Raw genomic sequence first — 18923 nt, 5'->3', positions numbered from 1 at the left:
GGTAAAAACATTCCATTTAATGGTGGACTTTTAGTGTCGGCGTACAGAGCATTTATGCTCCTATATCCAAAAGAAAGCCTCCTTGCGGAGGCCTTCAGCCGGCTTGTACAGACCGGTATACATATGCTTTGGATTAGAATTACATCTGCTCGGAATGTGTCAGGGAAGCCTTGACAAACTCACGGAACAGCGGCTGCGGACGGTTCGGACGGGAAATGAATTCCGGATGGAACTGTACTGCCAGGAACCAAGGATGTCCCGGAAGCTCAACAATTTCCACCAGACGCCCATCCGGTGAGGTTCCGGAGATAACTAAGCCTGCTTTTTCAATCTCATCGCGGTAAGCATTGTTAAATTCATACCGGTGACGGTGACGCTCATACACCAGCTCATCCTCATAGCAGGACATTGCCAGGGAATCCGGTAAAAGCTTGCAAGGATACAGGCCCAGACGCATCGTTCCGCCCATGTCCTCGATATCCTTCTGTTCAGGCAGCAGGTCGATCAGAGCATGCGGTGTAGCCGGATCAATCTCCGAGCTGTTCGCTCCGGCCAGTCCAAGGATGGAACGGCCATACTCGATTACCGATACCTGCATACCCAGGCAAATGCCGAAGAACGGAATAGACTGCTCACGGGCATAACGGATTGCGGAGATTTTACCTTCAATTCCCCGGTCTCCGAAGCCGCCCGGAACAAGGATGCCGCCGATGCCGCCAAGCAGCCCGTCCACATTCTCATCCGTAATCAGCTCAGCATCAACCCAGCGGATCTTAACCTCTGCATTAGCCGCAAATCCGGCATGGGAGAGCGACTCCACTACACTCAGGTAGGCGTCATGCAGAGCTACATATTTGCCGACAATCGCAATTTCAACCGTACGCTCCAGCTGCTGGATGCGGCTCAGCATGCTCTCCCATTCACGCATATCCGGCGCCGGTGTAGTCAGCTTAAGGTGATTGACTACAATCTCATCCAGGCCTTCATCGCGCAGGTTCAGCGGAACCTCGTACAATGTAGAAGCATCACGGCATTCCACAACAGCATTAGCATCAATATCACAGAACAGGGCAAGCTTGGCCTTCATGTCATCGGTCAAAGGATACTCTGTGCGGCATACGATCACATTCGGCTGAATCCCGATGCTGCGCAGCTCTTTTACACTGTGCTGTGTCGGCTTGGTTTTCACTTCACCGGCAGCCTTGATATAAGGAATCAGGGTTACGTGAATGTACATTACGTTCTCACGGCCGATATCGCTCTTAATCTGACGGATCGCTTCCATGAACGGCAGACTCTCGATATCACCCACAGTACCGCCGATTTCAGTAATAACTACATCAGAACCCGTCTCACGTCCCGCACGGAATACGCGCTCTTTGATTTCGTTCGTGATATGAGGGATAACCTGTACGGTTCCGCCCAAGTACTCACCGCGCCGCTCCTTGCTGATAACCGAGGAATAGATTTTGCCTGTAGTCACATTGCTGTTCTTGGACAGATTAATGTCGATAAACCGTTCGTAGTGTCCAAGATCAAGGTCTGTCTCTGCTCCATCATCGGTAACGAATACTTCCCCGTGCTGATAAGGGCTCATTGTTCCCGGGTCTACGTTAATGTAAGGATCGAATTTCTGGATTGTCACCTTTAGACCTCTGTTTTTGAGCAGCCTGCCCAGCGAAGCGGCAGTGATGCCTTTGCCCAGGGAAGACACTACGCCACCCGTTACAAAAATATACTTTGTCACTGTAAAACCCTCCTAAATAAAGTCCAGAAATTCAGGCGACGCTTTGTTTATCGTAACCCTTTTTTCCATCATCAAAACGGGGGAAACTAAAGTTACTTCCGCCGCCTAAAATGAAAGGCGATAATCACTAAAAACCACGGAAAAACCATCTAAAAAAATAAAAAAAGTGACACCCGTAGAGCCGGGGCACTTTTTATTTTAGAAAACATATTAACTTTCATTAGAAGCCCATGCAATAGTTTACTCTGACGATCCCACCCATGTCAAGGGAGGAATTAAGCGTTCTTACGATATTAATAACCGTCTTCCCCGTCACCGTCAGCGTCCTCATTATCACCGTCTTCAGAATCCTCTTCATCCTCGTCTTCGTCAATGTCATCATCATCAATGACAACATCTTCGTCAACTTCCTCTTCGCTGTCGTCGTCGGAATAGAGGTCGTCGCGGTCTTCGTCGATCGCATCGAAATCCTCTTCCTCGGCAGCGTAGTTATCTTCCTCTTCAGCAAAGTCGTCATCTTCCAGATCATCGTCTTCATCGTTGATGATACGCGGACGTTTGGAGTTGCCGACTGGATCATCGGAGCGCTCAAGCGGATACCAGCGCTTCAATCCCCACAGGTTGGTTCCGACACAGGCAAAACGCCCGTCGATATTGATCTCGGTATATAACTGGGCAATCGTATCGTTGGTTTGTTCTTCGGTCATACCGCGCAGCTTGGCCACTTCGACCATAAGGTCACGGTAATAATAAGGCGTATTGGCCGCTTTAAGCACCAGGAAGGCCAGGTCGACCATCGGCATTTCTTTTAATTTCTCAGGGTCCAGCTTTAAATTGAGTGGCGTACTCACTAAGGGACACTTCCTCTCACGCATATTAACAAAACTAAGTAAAACCTATTTGAGTACAAAATGCAAGTCAAATGCGGCAGGAAGGCCGAAATTATCAGGGATAATATGTAAAATGCAGGCGGTCGTTAAAAAGGCGGAGGAAATTCCTCCGCACATGACTGTATCCGCGCCAAGGATCGGCTCCTTACGGGATGTTGCAAAGAGAGCTTAAGATCTCTTCTGTTTAGTTTATGTGAAGCTCCGCTTTTTGACACGATGGGCAGCCTATTTCGCTAAAAAAGGGCAAGTTCCCATTCGGACACCCGCCTTCCCTCATACAATATGGCAGCACGGCAGCGAGGAGGGGACGGCGTAACCTATGGATTATTACGGATTTTGGCAGTTGCTGCTTGAAGAGATATCAGCTGCCCCCAAAAATGCGGAGCGGCGCATTGTGACCTTCAATGACCACCGTCAGTATGCCGGGGCCCTGTCGCAGTGGAAATCCCTGAAGACCAAGCGCCCGGGGCTGCGGCAGGTGCAGGTCTCAAGCCTGATTAAGGCGTTTTTTGTACCCGCTGCAGGAGCGGAGAAGCTGATGGACAAATTCGCCGCCTCCTTAAGCATAGAAGAAGATTTCAGAATCCAGGTTCACTCTCTGGCGGGGGAAAAAACAGGCACCGCGATGATGCCCTGGGGCGTGAAGGCGATTCATGCCCCTCAGGCCTGGTCCAAATCCACCGGTGTCCATGTGAAAATCGGTGTTATTGACACCGGGGTCGATTACCGCCACCCTGACCTGAAGCATTCCCTCGCCTCCGGCGTTAACCTGCTCCACCGCGGCATGCTGCCGCTGGATGACAACGGGCACGGCACACACATTGCCGGCACGCTGGCCGCCGCCGGAGGCACGCGCGGCATGATGGGCGTTGCGCCGCGGGCGCTGCTCTACCCGGTTAAGGCTTTCGACCATAACGGCTCCGCCTATGTATCCGATATTGTGCTCGGCATCGACTGGTGCGTGCAGAATAAGATCGATATCATCAATATGAGCTTCGGCATGAAGACCCGGAGCAAGGCGCTGCATGATGTGGTGATCAAGGCCTACCGGGCCGGGATCGCCATCATCGCCTCCTCCGGCAACGACGGCAAGCGGGGCGGGGATTACCCGGCCCGTTATCCCGAGACGATTGCCGTCGGCGCCCTTGACCGGAGGCACCGCGTCGCGGCCTTCAGCAACCGCGGCCCGTATATCGACGTATACGGGCCCGGCGAGGGTGTGCCCTCCTGCTGGCTGCGGGAGGGCTACAAGGAAATGAGCGGCACCTCCATGGCGACCTCGCATGTCACCGGTGCCGCGGCCCTGCTGCTCGCGCTGCGTCCGGCGCTGACGCCGCGCGAGCTGAAGCAGCTCCTGCGCCGCACGGCCATGCCGGTGCGGCTGCGCAAGGGCCAGCGCCGCGCCGCCCTCGGCGGCGGCGCAGCCGATGCCCTGCGCCTGCTGCGCGCAGGCGCAAGAGCCAAACGGGCCGCCGCCGCTGCCGCGAAGGCGTAGGCCCGTAAGGGCCCCGCCGCGCACTGCGGCGGGGAAGGCCGCCGGGCGCAGCGCCGGCGGCACCAAAAAGCACCGCCTCCCCGGGGCACGGGGAGGCGGTGCTTGGTGTGCTGAGCGGGTGTTACATCCGCTCAGGTGCCGTTACGCCAACGAGACGCAGGACGTTGGCGATGGTGGTGCGGGCCGCGCCCAGCAGGGCGAGGCGGGCCACGGTCTGGGCAGCGTCGTCAGTGATGACGCGCTCAGCCTTGTAATAGCTATGGAACTGTGCCGCCAGATCGTATACGTAGCGGATCAGGCGGTGCGGTGCATAGCCTTCGGAAGCAATGGCAATTTCAGCAGGCAGCTCGCCGATTTTGCGCAGCAAATCATATTCATGAACAGCTGTCAGCTTGCTGAAGTCAATCTGATCAATGGCAGGCACGGTAATACCCTGCTCCTCAGCCTGGCGGAAAATGCTGCAGATCCGCGCATGCGCATACTGCACATAATAGACAGGATTCTCATTGGATGTGGAAATCGCCAGATCCATGTCGAAATCAAGGTGGGAATCCATGCTGCGCATGGTGAAGAAGTAGCGGATCGCGTCGAGTCCCACTTCTTCCATCAGGTCCTCCATCGTAACGGCTTTGCCGGTACGCTTGGACATTTTGACCTTTTCGCCGTTCTGGAACAGGCTGACCATCTGTGCAATCAGCACGACCAGCTTCTCAGGGTCGTTGCCGAGTGCAGACATCGCAGCCTTCATCCGCGGGATGTAGCCGTGATGGTCAGCACCCCAGATGTTGATCATAGTATCGTAGCCGCGCTCATACTTATCGTTGTGATAAGCGATATCCGGCGTCAGGTAGGTGTAGGTGCCGTCGTTCTTAATCAGTACGCGGTCCTTGTCGTCGCCGTATTTGGTCGTATTCAGCCAGGTAGCCCCGTCCTGCTCGTACACTTCGCCGCGGTCGCGCAGCTCATCCAGCGAGCGCAGCACCTGCCCGTTCTCGTACAGCGAGGTCTCGCTGTACCAGATGTCGAAATTTACGCGGAAGCGTTCAAGGTCGCGTTTGATCTTGTCCAGCTCCTTCGTAAGCCCGTAGGTACGGAAGAATGCCGCACGGTCTCCCGGACTCAGCTCCAGCAGGGTGTCACCCTTCTCAGCGACAAGATCCTTGGCGAATCCCTTGATGTCCTCACCGTGGTAGCCGTCCTCCGGCATTTCCGCCGGCTGGCCGAGCTCCTGCAGATAACGGGCCTCGATCGATTTGCACAGGTTGTTTACCTGATTACCGGCATCATTAATGTAGTATTCCCGGGTCACCTGGTAACCGGCAAAATCCAGTACATTGCAGAGGGCATCGCCGACAGCCGCGCCGCGGGCATGTCCGAGATGCAGGCTGCCGGTAGGATTGGCGCTGACAAACTCCATTTCTACCTTTTTGCCTTTGCCTGTCTCAATCCGGCCGTAATTATCGCCTTGCTCTGTGACAAGACCGATGACCGGGTACAGGTAGCTCTTGGAGAGCGTGAAGTTGATGAAGCCCGGGCCGGCGATTTCCGCTTTTTCGATAGAGGCGGAAGCGGTGTCCAGATGCTCAATAATAGCTTCCGCAATCTGGCGCGGGTTGCGCTTGGCGATCTTGGTAAGCTGCATAGCGGCATTGGTAGCCAGATCTCCGTGAGCCTTGTCCTTCGGCACCTCCAGCGCAATGGCCGGAAGCTCTTCCTGCGTTACGAGACCGGCAGCCAGAATAGCACCTGCTACCGCTTCTTTGACCCGCTCATTGGCAAGCTGCAGCGGATTTGAACTTTGTGTCATGATTGTGGTTCCTCCTGTATATACAAACTGATAGCGAACTGTCCTGATAACTCCCCGTAGACGTACAAGTCATACTCCCACGCGGCCTCCAGCGAACGTCCATTACGTGTAATATCCAGCTTCCGTGTTGCGGTAGAGAGATTAAACTGGGCGTACGGGGAGCGGTAGAAGCCGGGTAACTGCTTCCCTGTCTCAAAGGACTGCTCAGACTCGATACTCCCGTGCCGGATCAGCTTCAGTTCGCGGCCTGTAATCTTTATCATCGTACGGACGGATACGGCCTCTCCCTGAGGCCCCTGCTCCGTTTCTTCATAACGGATAAACAGCTGCTCCCCTTTGGAGACAGCTTCTCCGGCAGCCGTAATTACATTCTTCTGCCCGTCCTGCCGGCTTTCCAGAGTTACAGTAACACCGTATTTGCCGGACTGTAATTCAGACATTCTCTGTTCCTCGCTTATCGTTCAATTCATAGATTCAAGGCATATTCGCTTACCCATTGTACACTATATCCAGTTCGGGTGAGCAATACAATTGAACTTTTATTTTTCCCTTTGAATGGTATTCAGGTTCAATCTATTTAATTCGTTACAACGGCAGCAGCCGCACCTTATCTGTGGAGCGCAGCTGCTCTACCATGGCATGCCAGGCAGCCGGCTTATCTTCGAGCACCGTATAGTAGCAGGTCAGGAAGTCAGCCACCAGCGCTGCCTCTACCGTCTCCTGCCCTTCCTGTCCGGGCATGAAGCAGAGGTCCAGCCCGGTTACTGCTTCACCGTCACCCTGCCAGGACGGGTGGACATAAGGGAAATCAAGCCGTTCATAGCCGAGATGGGACAACACCTCACGGCGGACAAACGGGTCCATCGGCTTGACGCCGCCAAATCCGAACGCTTCAACCCGGTACGGGTCGTATATTTCAGCAAACATGCCATATAGCTCTTTACCGTTATCTGCTGCAAGCTTCTTCAGATCCTTCAGCCGGCTCTGAGCCAGAAAACGTCCGATTCCCAGACCTTCACGTCCGATTACGGTGAAGTCGGTCATCGCCACATTCCAGTCCGGATAGTACCGGTATTCAGTAGTCCCGACAACGTTACCCTCATGGACAGCTGCGCATACACGGATTCCCGGATCCTCCAGCGGCTCCTTCCACAGGCTGTATTCCAGCACCTCTTCAGGCGGGAATACCTCACTCAGCAGATTATGTACTTGTCTGAACAACGGATCAGAAAGGCTCGTAATTCTTACATATTCCATAGTAGAATCTCCTCCGGTACTCTGATTGGGTTCTGCCTTTAGCCAGTCTTTTCTATAAAAAGGGATTCCGCCACTCCATCAGTGCGGCGTAATTGCAGGACTCCTCGTCCTCCAGGTAGTCCGCTGTCACACCAAGCGGCGACCGTCCGCAGCGCAGCAGGAACGTTATGACCGGATCAGCCAGCTGCCCGCCGATAACCTCAGCAAGGTACGCCTGCGCCGACAGGCGGGAAACCTCTTTATGATAACCCGGCATTCTTCCCGCACCCAGCAGCCGTTCCAGCTTCTGCTCCACAACCACATGATACAGAGACTGCACCAGCTCCTTGCCCAGGCCCAGCTTACGGAATTTGGGGCGTACGCAGAGATCCGCAATGTACAGTGTATTGCCGTCAGGCTGATGCGTAGTGAGATATCCGTCCGCTGTTACTTCGGACCAGGTATGACCGTTATGCGCCGATTCTTCATTAAAATGAATTTTGAGGCTCGTGACCGAACCCGCCAGCTCCCCGTTCACTTCCGCACAAAGCGCCCCCTCCGGGAATCGCTCTACATGATTACGCAGCTGTTCCCGGTTCCATAGAAGCTCCGCGGGATAAGGGGGCGGAAAAGCTTCCGATTGTATCGTAATCAGCTCGCCGAAATCAGCCGCTGTGTAATTCCGGATCACCGCGGGAACGGGCGTTTTACCGTCAAAAGCAAAAAAGCTTTTATTATACATCTTTGCCTGACTCCTTTATGTCCAGTCTGTATAGAGGTCCGTTCTCCGGTCGCGCCAGGTAGTCACTGACCCGCGCTCTCGCACCCGGTACAGCAGCTCCAGATCCAGATCGGCGGTTATGATCATATCATCGTTAATCTCACCTTCGGCCAGCAGCCCTTTTGGCGGAAAAGGAACATCATTAGGCGTGATCACAGCAGCCTGCCCAAAGTTCGCACGCATGAGATCAACAGTCGGCAGCGACCCGACGGTTCCTGTCAGCACAACGTAAATCTGATTTTCAATTGCACGCGCATGGCTGGTATAGCGTACCCGGTGGAACCCGTGGCGGTCATCCGTGCAGGAAGGACAAAAAATCACATCAGCCCCCTTGGCTCGGGCCATCCGCACAATTTCCGGAAACTCAATATCATAGCAGGTCAGCATAGCGATGGTGCCTTTGTCAGTCTGAAATACTTCTAGACCCTCGCCCGCCCCCATATTCCAGCCCTCTACCTCAGCCGGGGTGATATGAAGCTTGGCCTGCTCAGCGATCCTGCCGTCAGGATAAAAGAGATGCGCCACATTATACAGCTTGCCTTCCCGCCGCAGCACATGGGTGCCTCCGATGATATGCACATTATACTTTCTGGCATAGCCGGAGAACATCTCCCGGTACTGCTCCGTAAACTGCGGCAGGTCTTCAATGCCCAAGGCATTTCCCTGTCCGTCCCCGATGGACATCAGCTGAGTTGTAAGGAACTCCGGAAACAGGATAAAGTCGGTGCTGAATTCCTCAGCGGTCTTAATATAATGCTCACACCGGGCGGCGAACTCCTCAAATGAAGTAATCGTATGCAAATGATACTGAACCGCGGATACGCGAAAGGCCACTCTGCATTCCTCCTAGCAATTGTCCACAGGCTCCGCGAATACGCGGCACCGTCCTGTTAAAGTAAATCAAATTTTATCATACTGGCAGCCAAAATCACACTCGGCGGGGAAACGTAAAAAGGCCCCTTTCCGGAAGATCGGCAAAATCTTGCGGAAAGGCAGCCTTATATTTTACTTGTCAGCCTGCTCTGTAATCATTCCGGGAGCTCTTTTATTTTCCTTTAAAGGTAAACTTCTCTGTCCAGGTCATGCCGCCGTCGCTAGTGGCATAAAGGGAAGAGGTGTTGGCCCCCCGGACTGCCATCCAGCCGGCTTGACTGCCAGGAAAGGAGATCCTTGCCTCGTATCCGGCAATTGCCGCAAGGTTACTCCATTGCTTGCCCGCGTTCACTGTCCGGCCTACAGCCACCTGCTCACCTGCAGGCGAGTAGCCAACCAGATAGGCTGCGCTGCCGGCCAGCTGCATATTGCCCGGTCTGCCGGATGCCGGGCCTTTCTTCACCAGCGCCGGCCCGCTGCCCGGTGCCGGTCCGCCGCCTGCTGTTTCCTGGGCGATTACCCGCGTCCAGCTCTTTCCCTGATCTCCGCTGGCATACAGGGAATAGGAGGTCTGGGACATGCCTGAGCCTCCGTACAGAAGTGCATATACCTGGTCACCCTTGGCATATACCTGTCCGTACTCCGGGTAAGCAAGTGCCGATTTAAGTGCCAGCTTCCAGCTCGCTCCGCCATCCGTAGTTTTCATAACCCGGTAGCCTTCGCCCGGTGCCACTACTACTGCCCAGCCGTTATTGCGGCTGGTAAACTCAGCTCCGCGTGTGTTCGGCGGAGTCTTGATCTGGCTCCAGCTCCGTCCCCCGTCCTCCGTATAATACGTAAATGCCCGGACATAGCCAAATCCGTGCTTGCTGTCAGTAAAGGTGATCCGTTCAAAGCCGACCTGCGACTCTGAAATTCTTGTCCAGGTTGAGCCGCCGTCAGCAGTACCGATAAGGTAGACCCCGTTCTGCTCCTGAACCGATGCTAACGCCCATCCATGCACATTGTCCGGGAAGGAGATCTGCCGGAAATTCCATTGGCCTTCATATATTTTCTGGAAATGGCCGCCGCCGTCCGATGTGCCGATCATAAAGCCTTTACCTGCTGCCCGTCCTGTATCTGCGCTGAGAAACGCCAGATCATTGAAGCTGAGCGGCGTATCTTCAGCAGCCAGGTGCTTGGCCTGCAGCTGCTGCAGCAGTCCGTGGTCTCCGGCGGCAGGCGCTGCCGCCTGTGCCGCCGGAGCAGCCATACCCCAGGACGAGACTGTGAGCAGTCCGGCCGAGAGAAGCGTTAATGCTTTTAAATGTACTTTTTTAGTCCAATTCACGATGACACCTCCTGTGATATATATACCCTTTCGTATAAACACTACTCTGTTATACTCTCCGGACGCAGTTCTATCTACCCCCGGAAGGTCACAAAAAGAAGACAATTTGGTTATCTCTCTGCTCCCGGCCTGAATATCTGCCATCTTCCTATCCCATAATGAAATTAACCGGCCGAAGCTTTTCTGGAATGCCAGGCCGGATGTTTCATATCCCCGAGGACAAGGAGCCCAAAGCCATGCCGCGCGATTTATCTAAACCGAAAGTCAAAAAACACCGGCTCCGCCGGCTGGCCCGGCTGCTGGCCGCCCTGACTATACTGCTGGTGCTCGCTGCCGGAGCACTGCTTGGCTACCTGTATAACAAACCGCTTCCGCCGGTCGGTGATGATATCCGCTCACGGCTGCTGGATGCCAGAGGCAATGTGCTGGCCACCTTTACAACGGATGGACGCAGCCGCACTCCGGTTACGCTGGATAAAATCGCCCCCGAGCTGATTAAGGCTACTTTGGCCGTAGAGGACCGCAAATTTTTTGAGCACACCGGATTTGATCTAAAGGGTATGGCACGGGCTGTGCTGGCCAATCTGGAGACGGGTGAACGCTCCCAGGGGGCCAGCACACTTACACAGCAGCTCGCCCGCAATCTGTACCTTACCCATGAAAAAACCTGGACACGTAAGGCCAAGGAAGCCCTTTACACGATGCAGCTTGAGATGAAATACAGTAAAGACGAGATTTTAAACATGTATTTAAATGAGATATATTACGGCCACGGTGCCTACGGGATCGAGGCTGCCTCACGCATGTATTTCGGCAAAGCGGCGGCAGACCTGAGCCTTGCGGAAAGTGCACTTCTGGCCGGCATTCCCAAAGGCCCGACGTATTATTCTCCGTACACTAATCTGGATAATGCCAAGAAACGGCAGGGAATTATTTTATCCTCAATGGTCCAGGTGGGTGATATTACAGCAGCACAGGCAGAGGAGGCTGCCAGAACGGTGCTCAGCTTCAAGCCGCAGGGCGAGAAGAACACTGTTGTGCTAGCCCCTTACTTCCGTGATTATGTGCGGGGGCTTGTCACCGATAAACTGGGAATCAGCAGCGATGAGCTGGAGCTGGGCGGACTGGATGTATACACCACGCTTGATCCCGATATGCAGCGGGCAGCCGAGGAGGCAGTGGATAAGGGAATGGATTCCGCCAGTGAGCTGGAAACGGCGCTCGTCTCAATTGACCCGCGCACCGGTTATATCAAAGCAATGGTCGGGGGCAAGAATTACCGGGGCAATCAGTTCAATCATGCTCTTGCAACCACACGCCAGCCCGGTTCATCCTTTAAGCCGATCATGTACCTGACCGCCCTGTCTACTAAAGCAATGACCGGCCTGTCCGTCTTCAACAGCCAGCCGACCCTGTTCCATTACGACAATAACCGCAAAACATACCAGCCTAAAAACTTCGGCGACAAGTATCTTGGCGAAATTAATATGCGCCAGGCCATTGCTGCTTCCGACAATATCTACGCCGTAAATACAATTATGACAATCGGTGCAGACCAGGTCGCAGATATGGCAGCTAAGCTGGGTATCGGCAGTCCGCTGCAAAGCGTTCCTTCCCTTGCACTCGGCACGTCACCGGTCAGTCCGCTTGAGATGGCCTCCGCCTTCGCCGTAATCGGCGGCAGCGGCATCAGACAGCCGGTTACGGCCATTCTGAAGATTACCGATTCTAAGGGAAATCTGGTCTACGAAGCCGCGCAGACTTCAGGGGAGCAGGTTGTCGAGCCTGCGGCCGCCTATGTGCTGACCCGGCTGATGGAAGGTGTCTTTGAGAGCGGAGGCACCGGTAACCGTGTAGCCTCCATTATCAAGCGCCCTGTAGCGGGCAAGACCGGAACCACAGACACCGACGGCTGGATGGTCGGCTTTACGCCGGAGCTGTCTACCGCAGTCTGGGTCGGGTATGATAAGGGCCGCGATATTGCCACAGCTGACGGAAGGCGGGCGGCGCCGATTTTTGCAGAGTTTACAGAGAAAGCCCTGTCCAATGTGCCGCCGAAGATTTTCCCGATTCCTGACGGAGTCGTGAGTGTCTACATTAATCCGGAGTCAGGCAAGCTGGCTACAGCCGCCTGCCCGGAGAAGGAGCTGGAGACCTTTATCAGCGGTACAGAGCCGACAGAATATTGTGATGAGCACAGCACCGGCGGGGAAACTGCACCGGTTGAAGAGTCACCTGCTGATCCGGCCAAGGAAGAGCATTCCTTATGGAGTGATATCAAGCGCTGGTGGCTGAACTAGGCTGCAGTTGCAGCGAGCACAGCCCTGGGGTACGATGAGCCCATAAGCGGCAGGCCGCGCTTGCCGGGAAAGGTGCCGGGCGGAAATGAACCATAACGAGAACAAACCCGTAAATAAACGGCTGATCGGGTCTGAGCTTTACAGCCTTCCGGCTCTGCAGGCAGCGCCGCTCCTCCTGGGCCGGCATCTGGTCCGGAGCACTGAGGATGGGGAGATCCGCTGCCGCATTGTGGAAACGGAAAGCTACGGGGGCGCGGAGGACAAGGGCAGCCACGCTTTCGGCGGACGCCGGACCGCAAGGACCGATGTAATGTTTCGCGAAGGCGGAACGATCTACATTTATCTGATATACGGTATGTATCATTGCCTAAATATTGTTACTGCCGGGGAAGGTGATCCGCATGCTGTACTGATACGGGCTGTTGAGCCTCTGACCGCTGCCGATGCCGGCTTCATGCGCAGTTACCGCGGTACTGCCGGGAGCACGCCCCGCGGACTCTCGGGCGGGCCGGGCAAGCTGTGCCGGGCGATGCAGATCGATAAGCGCCTGAACGGGCTCAGGCTTGATAGTGCGGGCAGCCCGCTGAGGCTGGAGCAGGGTGAAGAACCTGAATCCCTTGATATCGTCCAGTCCCCGCGTATCAATATTCCCTACGCTGAGGAGTATGCCCCGCTGCCCTGGCGTTTTTACCTGCGGAATAACCCGTATGTCTCAGTCAAAGACAAGCTGGAGCAGCCCTTTATATGGAGCTGAACTTCCGGTGTCATTCTTTGATTGTTTCGCTGCCGGTATTTTGGGTAAAAAGAATAGAACCCTAATAAGCCGCCTGCTCCGGATAACCGGAGCAGGCGGCTTCCCTTATGTAATTATCTGAGAATATACATATAAATGAATGCGCTTCCCCGTTCTCTAAACTTACAATTACTGCTATAATCGAATATATCCGCAAAAAAATATGAAGATGTAAATGAGGGACATGAGATGAAGGATACAGGCATGATCCGGAGTTTAGACAGTCTTGGCAGAATTGTGGTTCCCGTAGAAATCCGCATGACCCGCAACATCGACATCGGGGACCCGATCGAATTTTTCATTTTGAATGATGAGATTATTGTACTCCGGAAATACACCTCAACTGAATGCACATTTTGCCGGAGCCTGGACCACGTGACCTACTATAAAGATCAGTTCATCTGCAACACATGCCTCAAGGAGCTGGGCGACCCGGGACGCATTCCGGAGGCGGCCGAGTCTTTGCAGAATCCCGCGGAGGACAGTGCAGAACCGGCCGGCAGCCGCCGGACCAAGACCGAGGAGATGAGCCAGCGTCTGGAGAAGGCAATAGCCGAACACCCTTATGCCAACCAGAAGGAGCTCGCTGAAGTGCTTGGCATCAGCCAGGCCAGAGTAAGCCAGCTCAAGCGCAAGCTTAGCTCGTCCGGGAAATAGAAGTACCTGCCAGACATCCATGACCCCTCATGAAATATAATAAGGGCTTGAACCTTCTTCCTCTGAAGGTTCAAGCCCTTTTGTCCGTTGTCACCTTTCGCTGCTATTCTCCCAAAGCATCCTTCAGCTCATCGGAAGTAGCTGCCCACCAGTCGGCATTGTGCGAGATCAGCAGCGATTTCAGCGCAGCCTTCTCTGCCGCTCCCAGGCCCTCCAGAATAATCTTGCGCTTTAGGGCAGCATCCAGCTTGTTCACATGATCGGCAAGAATTTTCCAGCCCCGCCGCGCCTCGGAGTCAATCCACATTTCACAGGCGGTAATACCGCCGTAAAGCTGTCCCTCAGGTGTACGGTCAACGGCAACCCAGACTACCCAGACCTGTCTTCCGTCCGGTACCTCATCACGGTTCATCGAGAATTTAATGCCCTTTTCCACCTTGCTTTTGGCATGCATGGCACCAATGTCGATAACGGCTTCACCGCCGTCGATAATGACCGGCGATACATTGTTAAGATCAATGGAGCCGGCTCCAAAGCCTTTATGCTTGCTTTTTGCGTTGACAATATTCAAGGCAATCTGCTTTTTGCCCTCCGGTTGTACGTTATCCACAAGTGCACATCCTTCCCTTTTGCTATACAAGATGAACTTGAGAATGCTTAAACGGACATTATCAAGTTCACGTTCTACAATAATTTAATTTTAGCTAATAATGCAGCGATTGCAAACATATACATCCCGTAGATGCTTGTCACGGGAGGAATCACAGTATGAAGCCACTGTCATTAAGGTTCATGATCATCTCTGCGGCCCTGGCCGCCCTCATCCTGCTGGGAGGCTCCCTTTGGCTCCTGAGCGGGCACAGCCCTGCCGCCCGGCCTGCCGCTGCCCCAAAAGAGGCCAAGTCCCCCTCCGCCGTGTCTCAGGCTAAGGCGGTGCAGCCTGATCTTCCCGAGAGCCAGCCTGTTCCGGTCTCTGAAGCCTTAAGCCAGCGGATAACCGAGTATCATATCGATGTAAGGCTGGATACAGATGCCCGGACTCTGGAGGCCGCTGAGACGCTCACCTGGACTCATCCCGGCCGGAAGCCTGTACAAGAGCTCTATTTTCATCTCTATCCCAACGCCTTCGCTTCTGAAAAAACAACATTTATGAAGGAATCCGGCGGCGAGCTGCGCGGAGATGCGATGCCGGAGGACGGATTCGGGAGCATGACGATAACTGACCTGCGGACTGCTGACGGGGTATCCCTTATGCAGCGCATGCAGTATGTGCAGCCTGATGACGGAAATATTCATGACCAGACTCTTGTAAAGGTGCATCTGCCGCAGCCGGTGAACGGCGGCGAGAGTGTGACACTCAAGATCCAGTTTGAGGTCAAGCTGCCTAAAATATTCGCCCGTATGGGAACTGCCGGGAATTTTGTAATGGCCGGGCAGTGGTTTCCCAAGCTGAGCGTATATGAGCCTGAAGGAACCAGAGGCGTTAAGGAGGAGGGCTGGAATCTTCACCAGTATCACGGCACTTCTGAGTTTTACAGCGATTTCGGCATCTATAATGTAACCATTTCTGTTCCCGAAGGCTATATCGTCGGTGCTACGGGCTTTCCGGTGAAAAGTGCCCAGATCAAGCAGGACCGGAAAATCTATCAGTTCTACGCCGATGATGTCCATGACTTTGCCTGGGCAGCCTCCCCTGATTTTGTCGTTGCCGAGGAGGCCTTCTCCGCACCTAATGTACCGGGTGTACGGATCAAGCTCTACCTGGACCCGCTGCACAAGGAACTGCAGGAACGGTATTTTCAGGCTGCCAAGGCTGCGCTTACCGCATTCAGCAAATGGTATGGGCCTTATCCATATTCCACCCTGTCAATCGTGGTCCCTCCCCGTGAAGGCAACGGTGCAGGGGGGATGGAGTATCCTACGCTGATCACTGCCTTCGGCGCAGCCGAAAGTTCTCCGGGCATGTCGCTTGAGCGTACTGTTATTCATGAGATCGGTCACCAGTACTTCTACGGAATGGTGGCAAACAATGAATTTGAAGAGGCATGGCTCGATGAAAGCTTCACGTCCTATGCGGAGGACCGGCTGATGGAGCAGGAATACGGAATAAGCTCCAGTAACAGCCTGCAGGCCAGTCTGGTATCTGCTCCTCAGCCGCTCAATCTGGAAACCTGGAAATATACGGCCGCAGAAGGGTATACCCGCAATGTATATATCCGCGGCAAGCTGGTGCTGAAGGATATCGAGCAGCAGGTCGGAACCAAAACTATGGATGCCATCATGCTCTCATACGCCCGTAAGTACAGATTCAAGCATCCCGCCACTGCTGATTTTCAGAAGGTTGTTGAAAAAGTAACCAAGCAGTCATGGCAGGACTATTTTGACAAGTATGTATACAGCGGCGGAGCACCTGACTTCTCTGTAGACCTCATCACCACCGGCCCTGCCAAAAATAAGACTAATAACGAGGAAGCCCTTTATGAAGCTACGGTGGAAATAAGCAATAAAGGCAGCAGTTATGCCGATGTTCCGGTTAAGTTCACCTTCTCGGACGGTTATTCCGTACAGCAGTTCTGGAACGGGGAGCAGAAAACAACTGCCTTTCAGCTGTCCTATAAAGCTCCGCTTGCCTCGGTGGATATTGATCCCGGGCACTCCATACTTCTTGAGAGTAAGCACCTTAACAATTTCATGCTGGCTGAGCTTGCGCCGAAGACACTTTCGCGCTGGACGCTAAGTGTAACCAAACTGCTTGAAACTCTGCTCGGAACTCTAGTCTGGTGAGGTGAAGGATAGTGAAAAGAGCGATTTCCCGCAGCTGGATCAGCATGAAGGAGCAATTTTACATTCTGATTCTGCTGTTTATCTACCGGCTGCTCTGGGGCTATTTTTTGTACAGGTTTGTCAGATCTGCCGTTATTCCCGTGCTCCTGCGTTATCCCGACACCCATGCCGGGGGCAGCGCTCTGGGCAGACTGCTGTATTATATCGAGGGCCAGGCTGCATTAAGCGGAGATCCTGCAGTTCAGCGCTGGCTCTGGCTCCTGCTGGCTCTGTCTCTGCTGCGGCTGCTGGTTTCCCCTTTGATCCGCGCCGGCCTGCTGCATGAGCTGCATCAGGAACGCAAAGGTGAGCGCGGCCTGTTCTTTTTCCCGGGAATGAAGACCTACGGGCTTCCGGTATTTGTCTTCAGCCTGGCTGAATGGCTGCTCTCTGCGCTCCCGCTTTATTGGCTGCTGCCCAAGCTGTATTCACTGCTGTTAGGCGGGCTGCTGGATTATAAGCTGCTGCTGAAGCTTCTCCCCTATCTGCTGGCCTGGATGCTCTACCTGTATATCATCCGTACAGCGCTGCTCTACATGCAATTCGGTTATACCGCAGGAACAGGCATGTTCTCCGGGCTGCTGGCATACCTAAGACTGCTTGCTCCTTCTACCGGAGCTTCAATCGTGCTTGGTGCGGGAGGACTGGTGACGTGGCTGCTGTGCGCTGTAACTGCACTATTCTATCCCGGCCTGCCTGCGCTGCTCTTCCGCCAGCTATCACCGCTCCCGTCCACCTTGTTCAAAATGTGGGGAATCGCCGCCCAGTACCATCTGTGGAGCAGTAAAACATTTCCACAATAATTTCCCGCCAAAACGGCATATTAAAAGAGTCACTGCCTCTGATTTAGGGGTGTGGCTCTTTTGTCCGTAGCGATAAGTTTACAGTGCATTTGCAAAACATTAAAACCTTTGATACAATGATGCCTGTACCGCTGGTAACAACTTTGTAATCTTTTGAAACTAATTCGACTAACTGTATGTACCTTATACACTTCAACATTGTCATTTAACAGTCACTGTTCTGGTGCATAAAACGCCAAATTCCCAGCACCGGGAAGTGGGGGAACCATATTTTGGGTGAATTGATCTCGCTTTAGAGGGGTCATAGGGGAACCTTCTACCGAATCCTTAAGCTAACCTCGCAGGCCTTGGAAGGAGTACATCTTTTGAAAAGTCACACATCATTTCGTACACATCTTAAAAAGAAATGCACAGCAGCAGCACTGGGTCTTGTGATGGTATTCACTATGGGCGCTACAAGCGTGTCAGCTGATTCCAAAATGGACGCCGTTATCTCCAAAACCATCGGAGTTTCGTACAAAACGGGAGGTACAAGCACTTCCGGCTTCGATTGTTCAGGTTTTACCAAATACGTATTTAAAAACGTCGGCCTTACACTGCCCCGCACCTCTAAAGCGCAGTATAGTGTAGGAACGCCCGTTTCTAAAAGCAATCTGCGTGCCGGCGATCTTGTCTTCTTCAATACGCTGGGTAACGGAGTCTCCCATGTAGGTATTTATGTCGGTGACGGTAAATTCGCACAATCCTCAAGCTCAAAGGGTGTAACCATCAGTTCGCTGAGTCAGGCTTACTGGGCCAACCGCTACGTTGGCGCTAAACGCGTAATGAGCACAACAGCTTACCAGGCTGTCGCTTACGATTGAACTTCCCCTCACATATAACCTCTGACACATAATTGTAAATTATATCAGCCCGGACGTGATTATTGCCGTAATCATCTCCGGGTTGCTTCTTTTTTTCCTTATTATACCTTTTACACACTTCAAAGAGTACTGAAACACCCTTCTTACTAAAAATTCCACAATTTTTCAGAAAAAAGCTTACTTTGCACGTAAATTTGAGTCTTTATATGCAGTTTTCTCTCTTAAATAACGCAAATATTATGCACTAATATGTTTTAAGTGATTGCCAACGGCCTCTGTCTTTGTTACAATTATCGCAGTGAGATTTTAGTAACATTTTTGTAATTATTCAACCGGGTTTTACAAACGTTTTGTCATAATGTTCTGCAAGCTAATCCTAATCAACAGTCGTGCCGAGTTCCCTTACGAAATAAGGGAAACGGGGGAACCGATTTTGGGTGAATTGACCTCCTATTCACAGAGGGGTCATAGGGGACCTTCAACCGAACCCTTAAGCTAACCTCGTAGGCATTTGGAAGGGGTATT

General features: G+C 53.3%; 16 protein-coding genes and 2 riboswitches. Of the genes, 7 read left to right on the top strand and 9 right to left on the bottom strand.

Annotated features, from left to right (window positions below; genetic code table 11):
• Window positions 1-139 precede the first annotated feature (139 nt).
• Window positions 140-1747 carry a CTP synthase gene (locus R70331_RS00575; protein ID WP_042171957.1) on the bottom strand — a complete coding sequence of 536 codons (1608 nt, stop codon included), beginning with the start codon at window positions 1745-1747 and terminating at the stop codon, window positions 140-142.
• Between the two features lie 293 nt (window positions 1748-2040).
• Window positions 2041-2598: a DNA-directed RNA polymerase subunit delta gene (rpoE, locus tag R70331_RS00570; protein ID WP_042171955.1), complete on the bottom strand. Its 558-nt coding sequence runs from the start codon at window positions 2596-2598 to the stop codon at window positions 2041-2043.
• Between the two features lie 358 nt (window positions 2599-2956).
• Here rpoE and R70331_RS00565 point away from each other — a divergent pair, with 358 nt between their 5' ends.
• Window positions 2957-4132, top strand: coding sequence for a S8 family peptidase (locus tag R70331_RS00565; RefSeq protein WP_042171953.1), 1176 nt, complete (start codon window positions 2957-2959; stop codon window positions 4130-4132).
• 121 nt (window positions 4133-4253) lie between these two features.
• On the opposite strand, the gene argS is transcribed toward R70331_RS00565, so the two are convergent.
• From argS to R70331_RS00535, 6 genes are all read right to left on the bottom strand, one after another.
• Entirely contained in the window at window positions 4254-5939 is a 1686-nt protein-coding gene (gene argS, locus R70331_RS00560; RefSeq protein ID WP_042171951.1) for an arginine--tRNA ligase, read from the bottom strand.
• Window positions 5936-6379 (bottom strand): YwiB family protein, encoded by a 444-nt coding sequence (locus R70331_RS00555; RefSeq protein WP_042171949.1) that lies wholly within the window; start codon window positions 6377-6379, stop codon window positions 5936-5938. The genes argS and R70331_RS00555 overlap by 4 nt, the downstream gene beginning before the upstream one ends.
• A 145-nt stretch (window positions 6380-6524) precedes the next feature.
• Complete coding sequence (locus tag R70331_RS00550; RefSeq protein ID WP_042171947.1) at window positions 6525-7196, bottom strand: hypothetical protein; 672 nt, start codon at window positions 7194-7196, stop codon at window positions 6525-6527.
• A 52-nt stretch (window positions 7197-7248) separates the two neighbouring features.
• Window positions 7249-7917 carry a GNAT family N-acetyltransferase gene (locus R70331_RS00545; RefSeq protein WP_042171946.1) on the bottom strand — a complete coding sequence of 223 codons (669 nt, stop codon included), beginning with the start codon at window positions 7915-7917 and terminating at the stop codon, window positions 7249-7251.
• Between the two features lie 15 nt (window positions 7918-7932).
• Window positions 7933-8790: a carbon-nitrogen hydrolase family protein gene (locus R70331_RS00540; RefSeq protein WP_042171945.1), complete on the bottom strand. Its 858-nt coding sequence runs from the start codon at window positions 8788-8790 to the stop codon at window positions 7933-7935.
• A 211-nt stretch (window positions 8791-9001) separates the two neighbouring features.
• A complete protein-coding gene (locus tag R70331_RS00535; protein ID WP_156131055.1) occupies window positions 9002-10159 on the bottom strand; it encodes a beta propeller repeat protein in 1158 nt (385 codons plus the stop codon).
• A 236-nt stretch (window positions 10160-10395) separates the two neighbouring features.
• On the opposite strand from R70331_RS00535, the gene R70331_RS00530 reads away from it, so the two are divergent.
• The 3 genes from R70331_RS00530 to R70331_RS00520 all read left to right on the top strand — a co-directional run bounded on the left by R70331_RS00530 (window position 10396) and on the right by R70331_RS00520 (window position 13909).
• The gene (locus tag R70331_RS00530) at window positions 10396-12459 is read left to right on the top strand and encodes a transglycosylase domain-containing protein (protein WP_042171944.1); all 2064 of its coding nucleotides are present in this window, start codon (window positions 10396-10398) and stop codon (window positions 12457-12459) included.
• 85 nt (window positions 12460-12544) lie between these two features.
• Window positions 12545-13213 carry a DNA-3-methyladenine glycosylase gene (locus R70331_RS00525; RefSeq protein WP_042171942.1) on the top strand — a complete coding sequence of 223 codons (669 nt, stop codon included), beginning with the start codon at window positions 12545-12547 and terminating at the stop codon, window positions 13211-13213.
• Between the two features lie 228 nt (window positions 13214-13441).
• Window positions 13442-13909: an AbrB/MazE/SpoVT family DNA-binding domain-containing protein gene (locus R70331_RS00520; RefSeq protein ID WP_042171941.1), complete on the top strand. Its 468-nt coding sequence runs from the start codon at window positions 13442-13444 to the stop codon at window positions 13907-13909.
• Between the two features lie 103 nt (window positions 13910-14012).
• Here the strand turns inward: R70331_RS00520 and R70331_RS00515 are convergent, their stop codons facing one another.
• On the bottom strand, window positions 14013-14519 hold the full coding sequence (locus R70331_RS00515) for a YwhD family protein (protein WP_042171939.1): 507 nt from the start codon (window positions 14517-14519) through the stop codon (window positions 14013-14015).
• Between the two features lie 158 nt (window positions 14520-14677).
• Here R70331_RS00515 and R70331_RS00510 point away from each other — a divergent pair, with 158 nt between their 5' ends.
• The 3 genes from R70331_RS00510 (at window position 14678) to R70331_RS00500 (ending at window position 18398) form a co-directional block, all read left to right on the top strand.
• Window positions 14678-16693: a M1 family aminopeptidase gene (locus R70331_RS00510; protein ID WP_042171938.1), complete on the top strand. Its 2016-nt coding sequence runs from the start codon at window positions 14678-14680 to the stop codon at window positions 16691-16693.
• Between the two features lie 11 nt (window positions 16694-16704).
• A complete protein-coding gene (locus tag R70331_RS00505) occupies window positions 16705-17535 on the top strand; it encodes a hypothetical protein (protein WP_052418860.1) in 831 nt (276 codons plus the stop codon).
• A 223-nt stretch (window positions 17536-17758) separates the two neighbouring features.
• Window positions 17759-17897: riboswitch (cyclic di-AMP (ydaO/yuaA leader) on the top strand.
• A 72-nt stretch (window positions 17898-17969) separates the two neighbouring features.
• Entirely contained in the window at window positions 17970-18398 is a 429-nt protein-coding gene (locus tag R70331_RS00500) for a C40 family peptidase (RefSeq protein ID WP_042181950.1), read from the top strand.
• Window positions 18399-18778: 380 nt separating this feature from the next.
• Window positions 18779-18923, top strand: a riboswitch (cyclic di-AMP (ydaO/yuaA leader).

This window comes from Paenibacillus sp. FSL R7-0331, from assembly GCF_000758645.1.
Taxonomy (GTDB): domain Bacteria; phylum Bacillota; class Bacilli; order Paenibacillales; family Paenibacillaceae; genus Paenibacillus_AQ; species Paenibacillus_AQ camerounensis.
This window is presented reverse-complemented; position numbering and strand designations above follow the sequence as displayed.

Excerpts from the sequence above, each read along its gene's own strand:
- R70331_RS00565 (WP_042171953.1), top strand. The coding sequence starts at position 2,957 with ATGGATTATTACGGATTTTGGCAGTTGCTGCTTGAAGAGATATCAGCT.
- argS (WP_042171951.1), bottom strand. The coding sequence starts at position 5,939 with ATGACACAAAGTTCAAATCCGCTGCAGCTTGCCAATGAGCGGGTCAAA.
- R70331_RS00555 (WP_042171949.1), bottom strand. The coding sequence starts at position 6,379 with ATGTCTGAATTACAGTCCGGCAAATACGGTGTTACTGTAACTCTGGAA.
- R70331_RS00550 (WP_042171947.1), bottom strand. The coding sequence starts at position 7,196 with ATGGAATATGTAAGAATTACGAGCCTTTCTGATCCGTTGTTCAGACAA.
- R70331_RS00545 (WP_042171946.1), bottom strand. The coding sequence starts at position 7,917 with ATGTATAATAAAAGCTTTTTTGCTTTTGACGGTAAAACGCCCGTTCCC.
- R70331_RS00530 (WP_042171944.1), top strand. The coding sequence starts at position 10,396 with ATGCCGCGCGATTTATCTAAACCGAAAGTCAAAAAACACCGGCTCCGC.
- R70331_RS00525 (WP_042171942.1), top strand. The coding sequence starts at position 12,545 with ATGAACCATAACGAGAACAAACCCGTAAATAAACGGCTGATCGGGTCT.
- R70331_RS00520 (WP_042171941.1), top strand. The coding sequence starts at position 13,442 with ATGAAGGATACAGGCATGATCCGGAGTTTAGACAGTCTTGGCAGAATT.
- R70331_RS00510 (WP_042171938.1), top strand. The coding sequence starts at position 14,678 with ATGAAGCCACTGTCATTAAGGTTCATGATCATCTCTGCGGCCCTGGCC.
- R70331_RS00500 (WP_042181950.1), top strand. The coding sequence starts at position 17,970 with ATGGTATTCACTATGGGCGCTACAAGCGTGTCAGCTGATTCCAAAATG.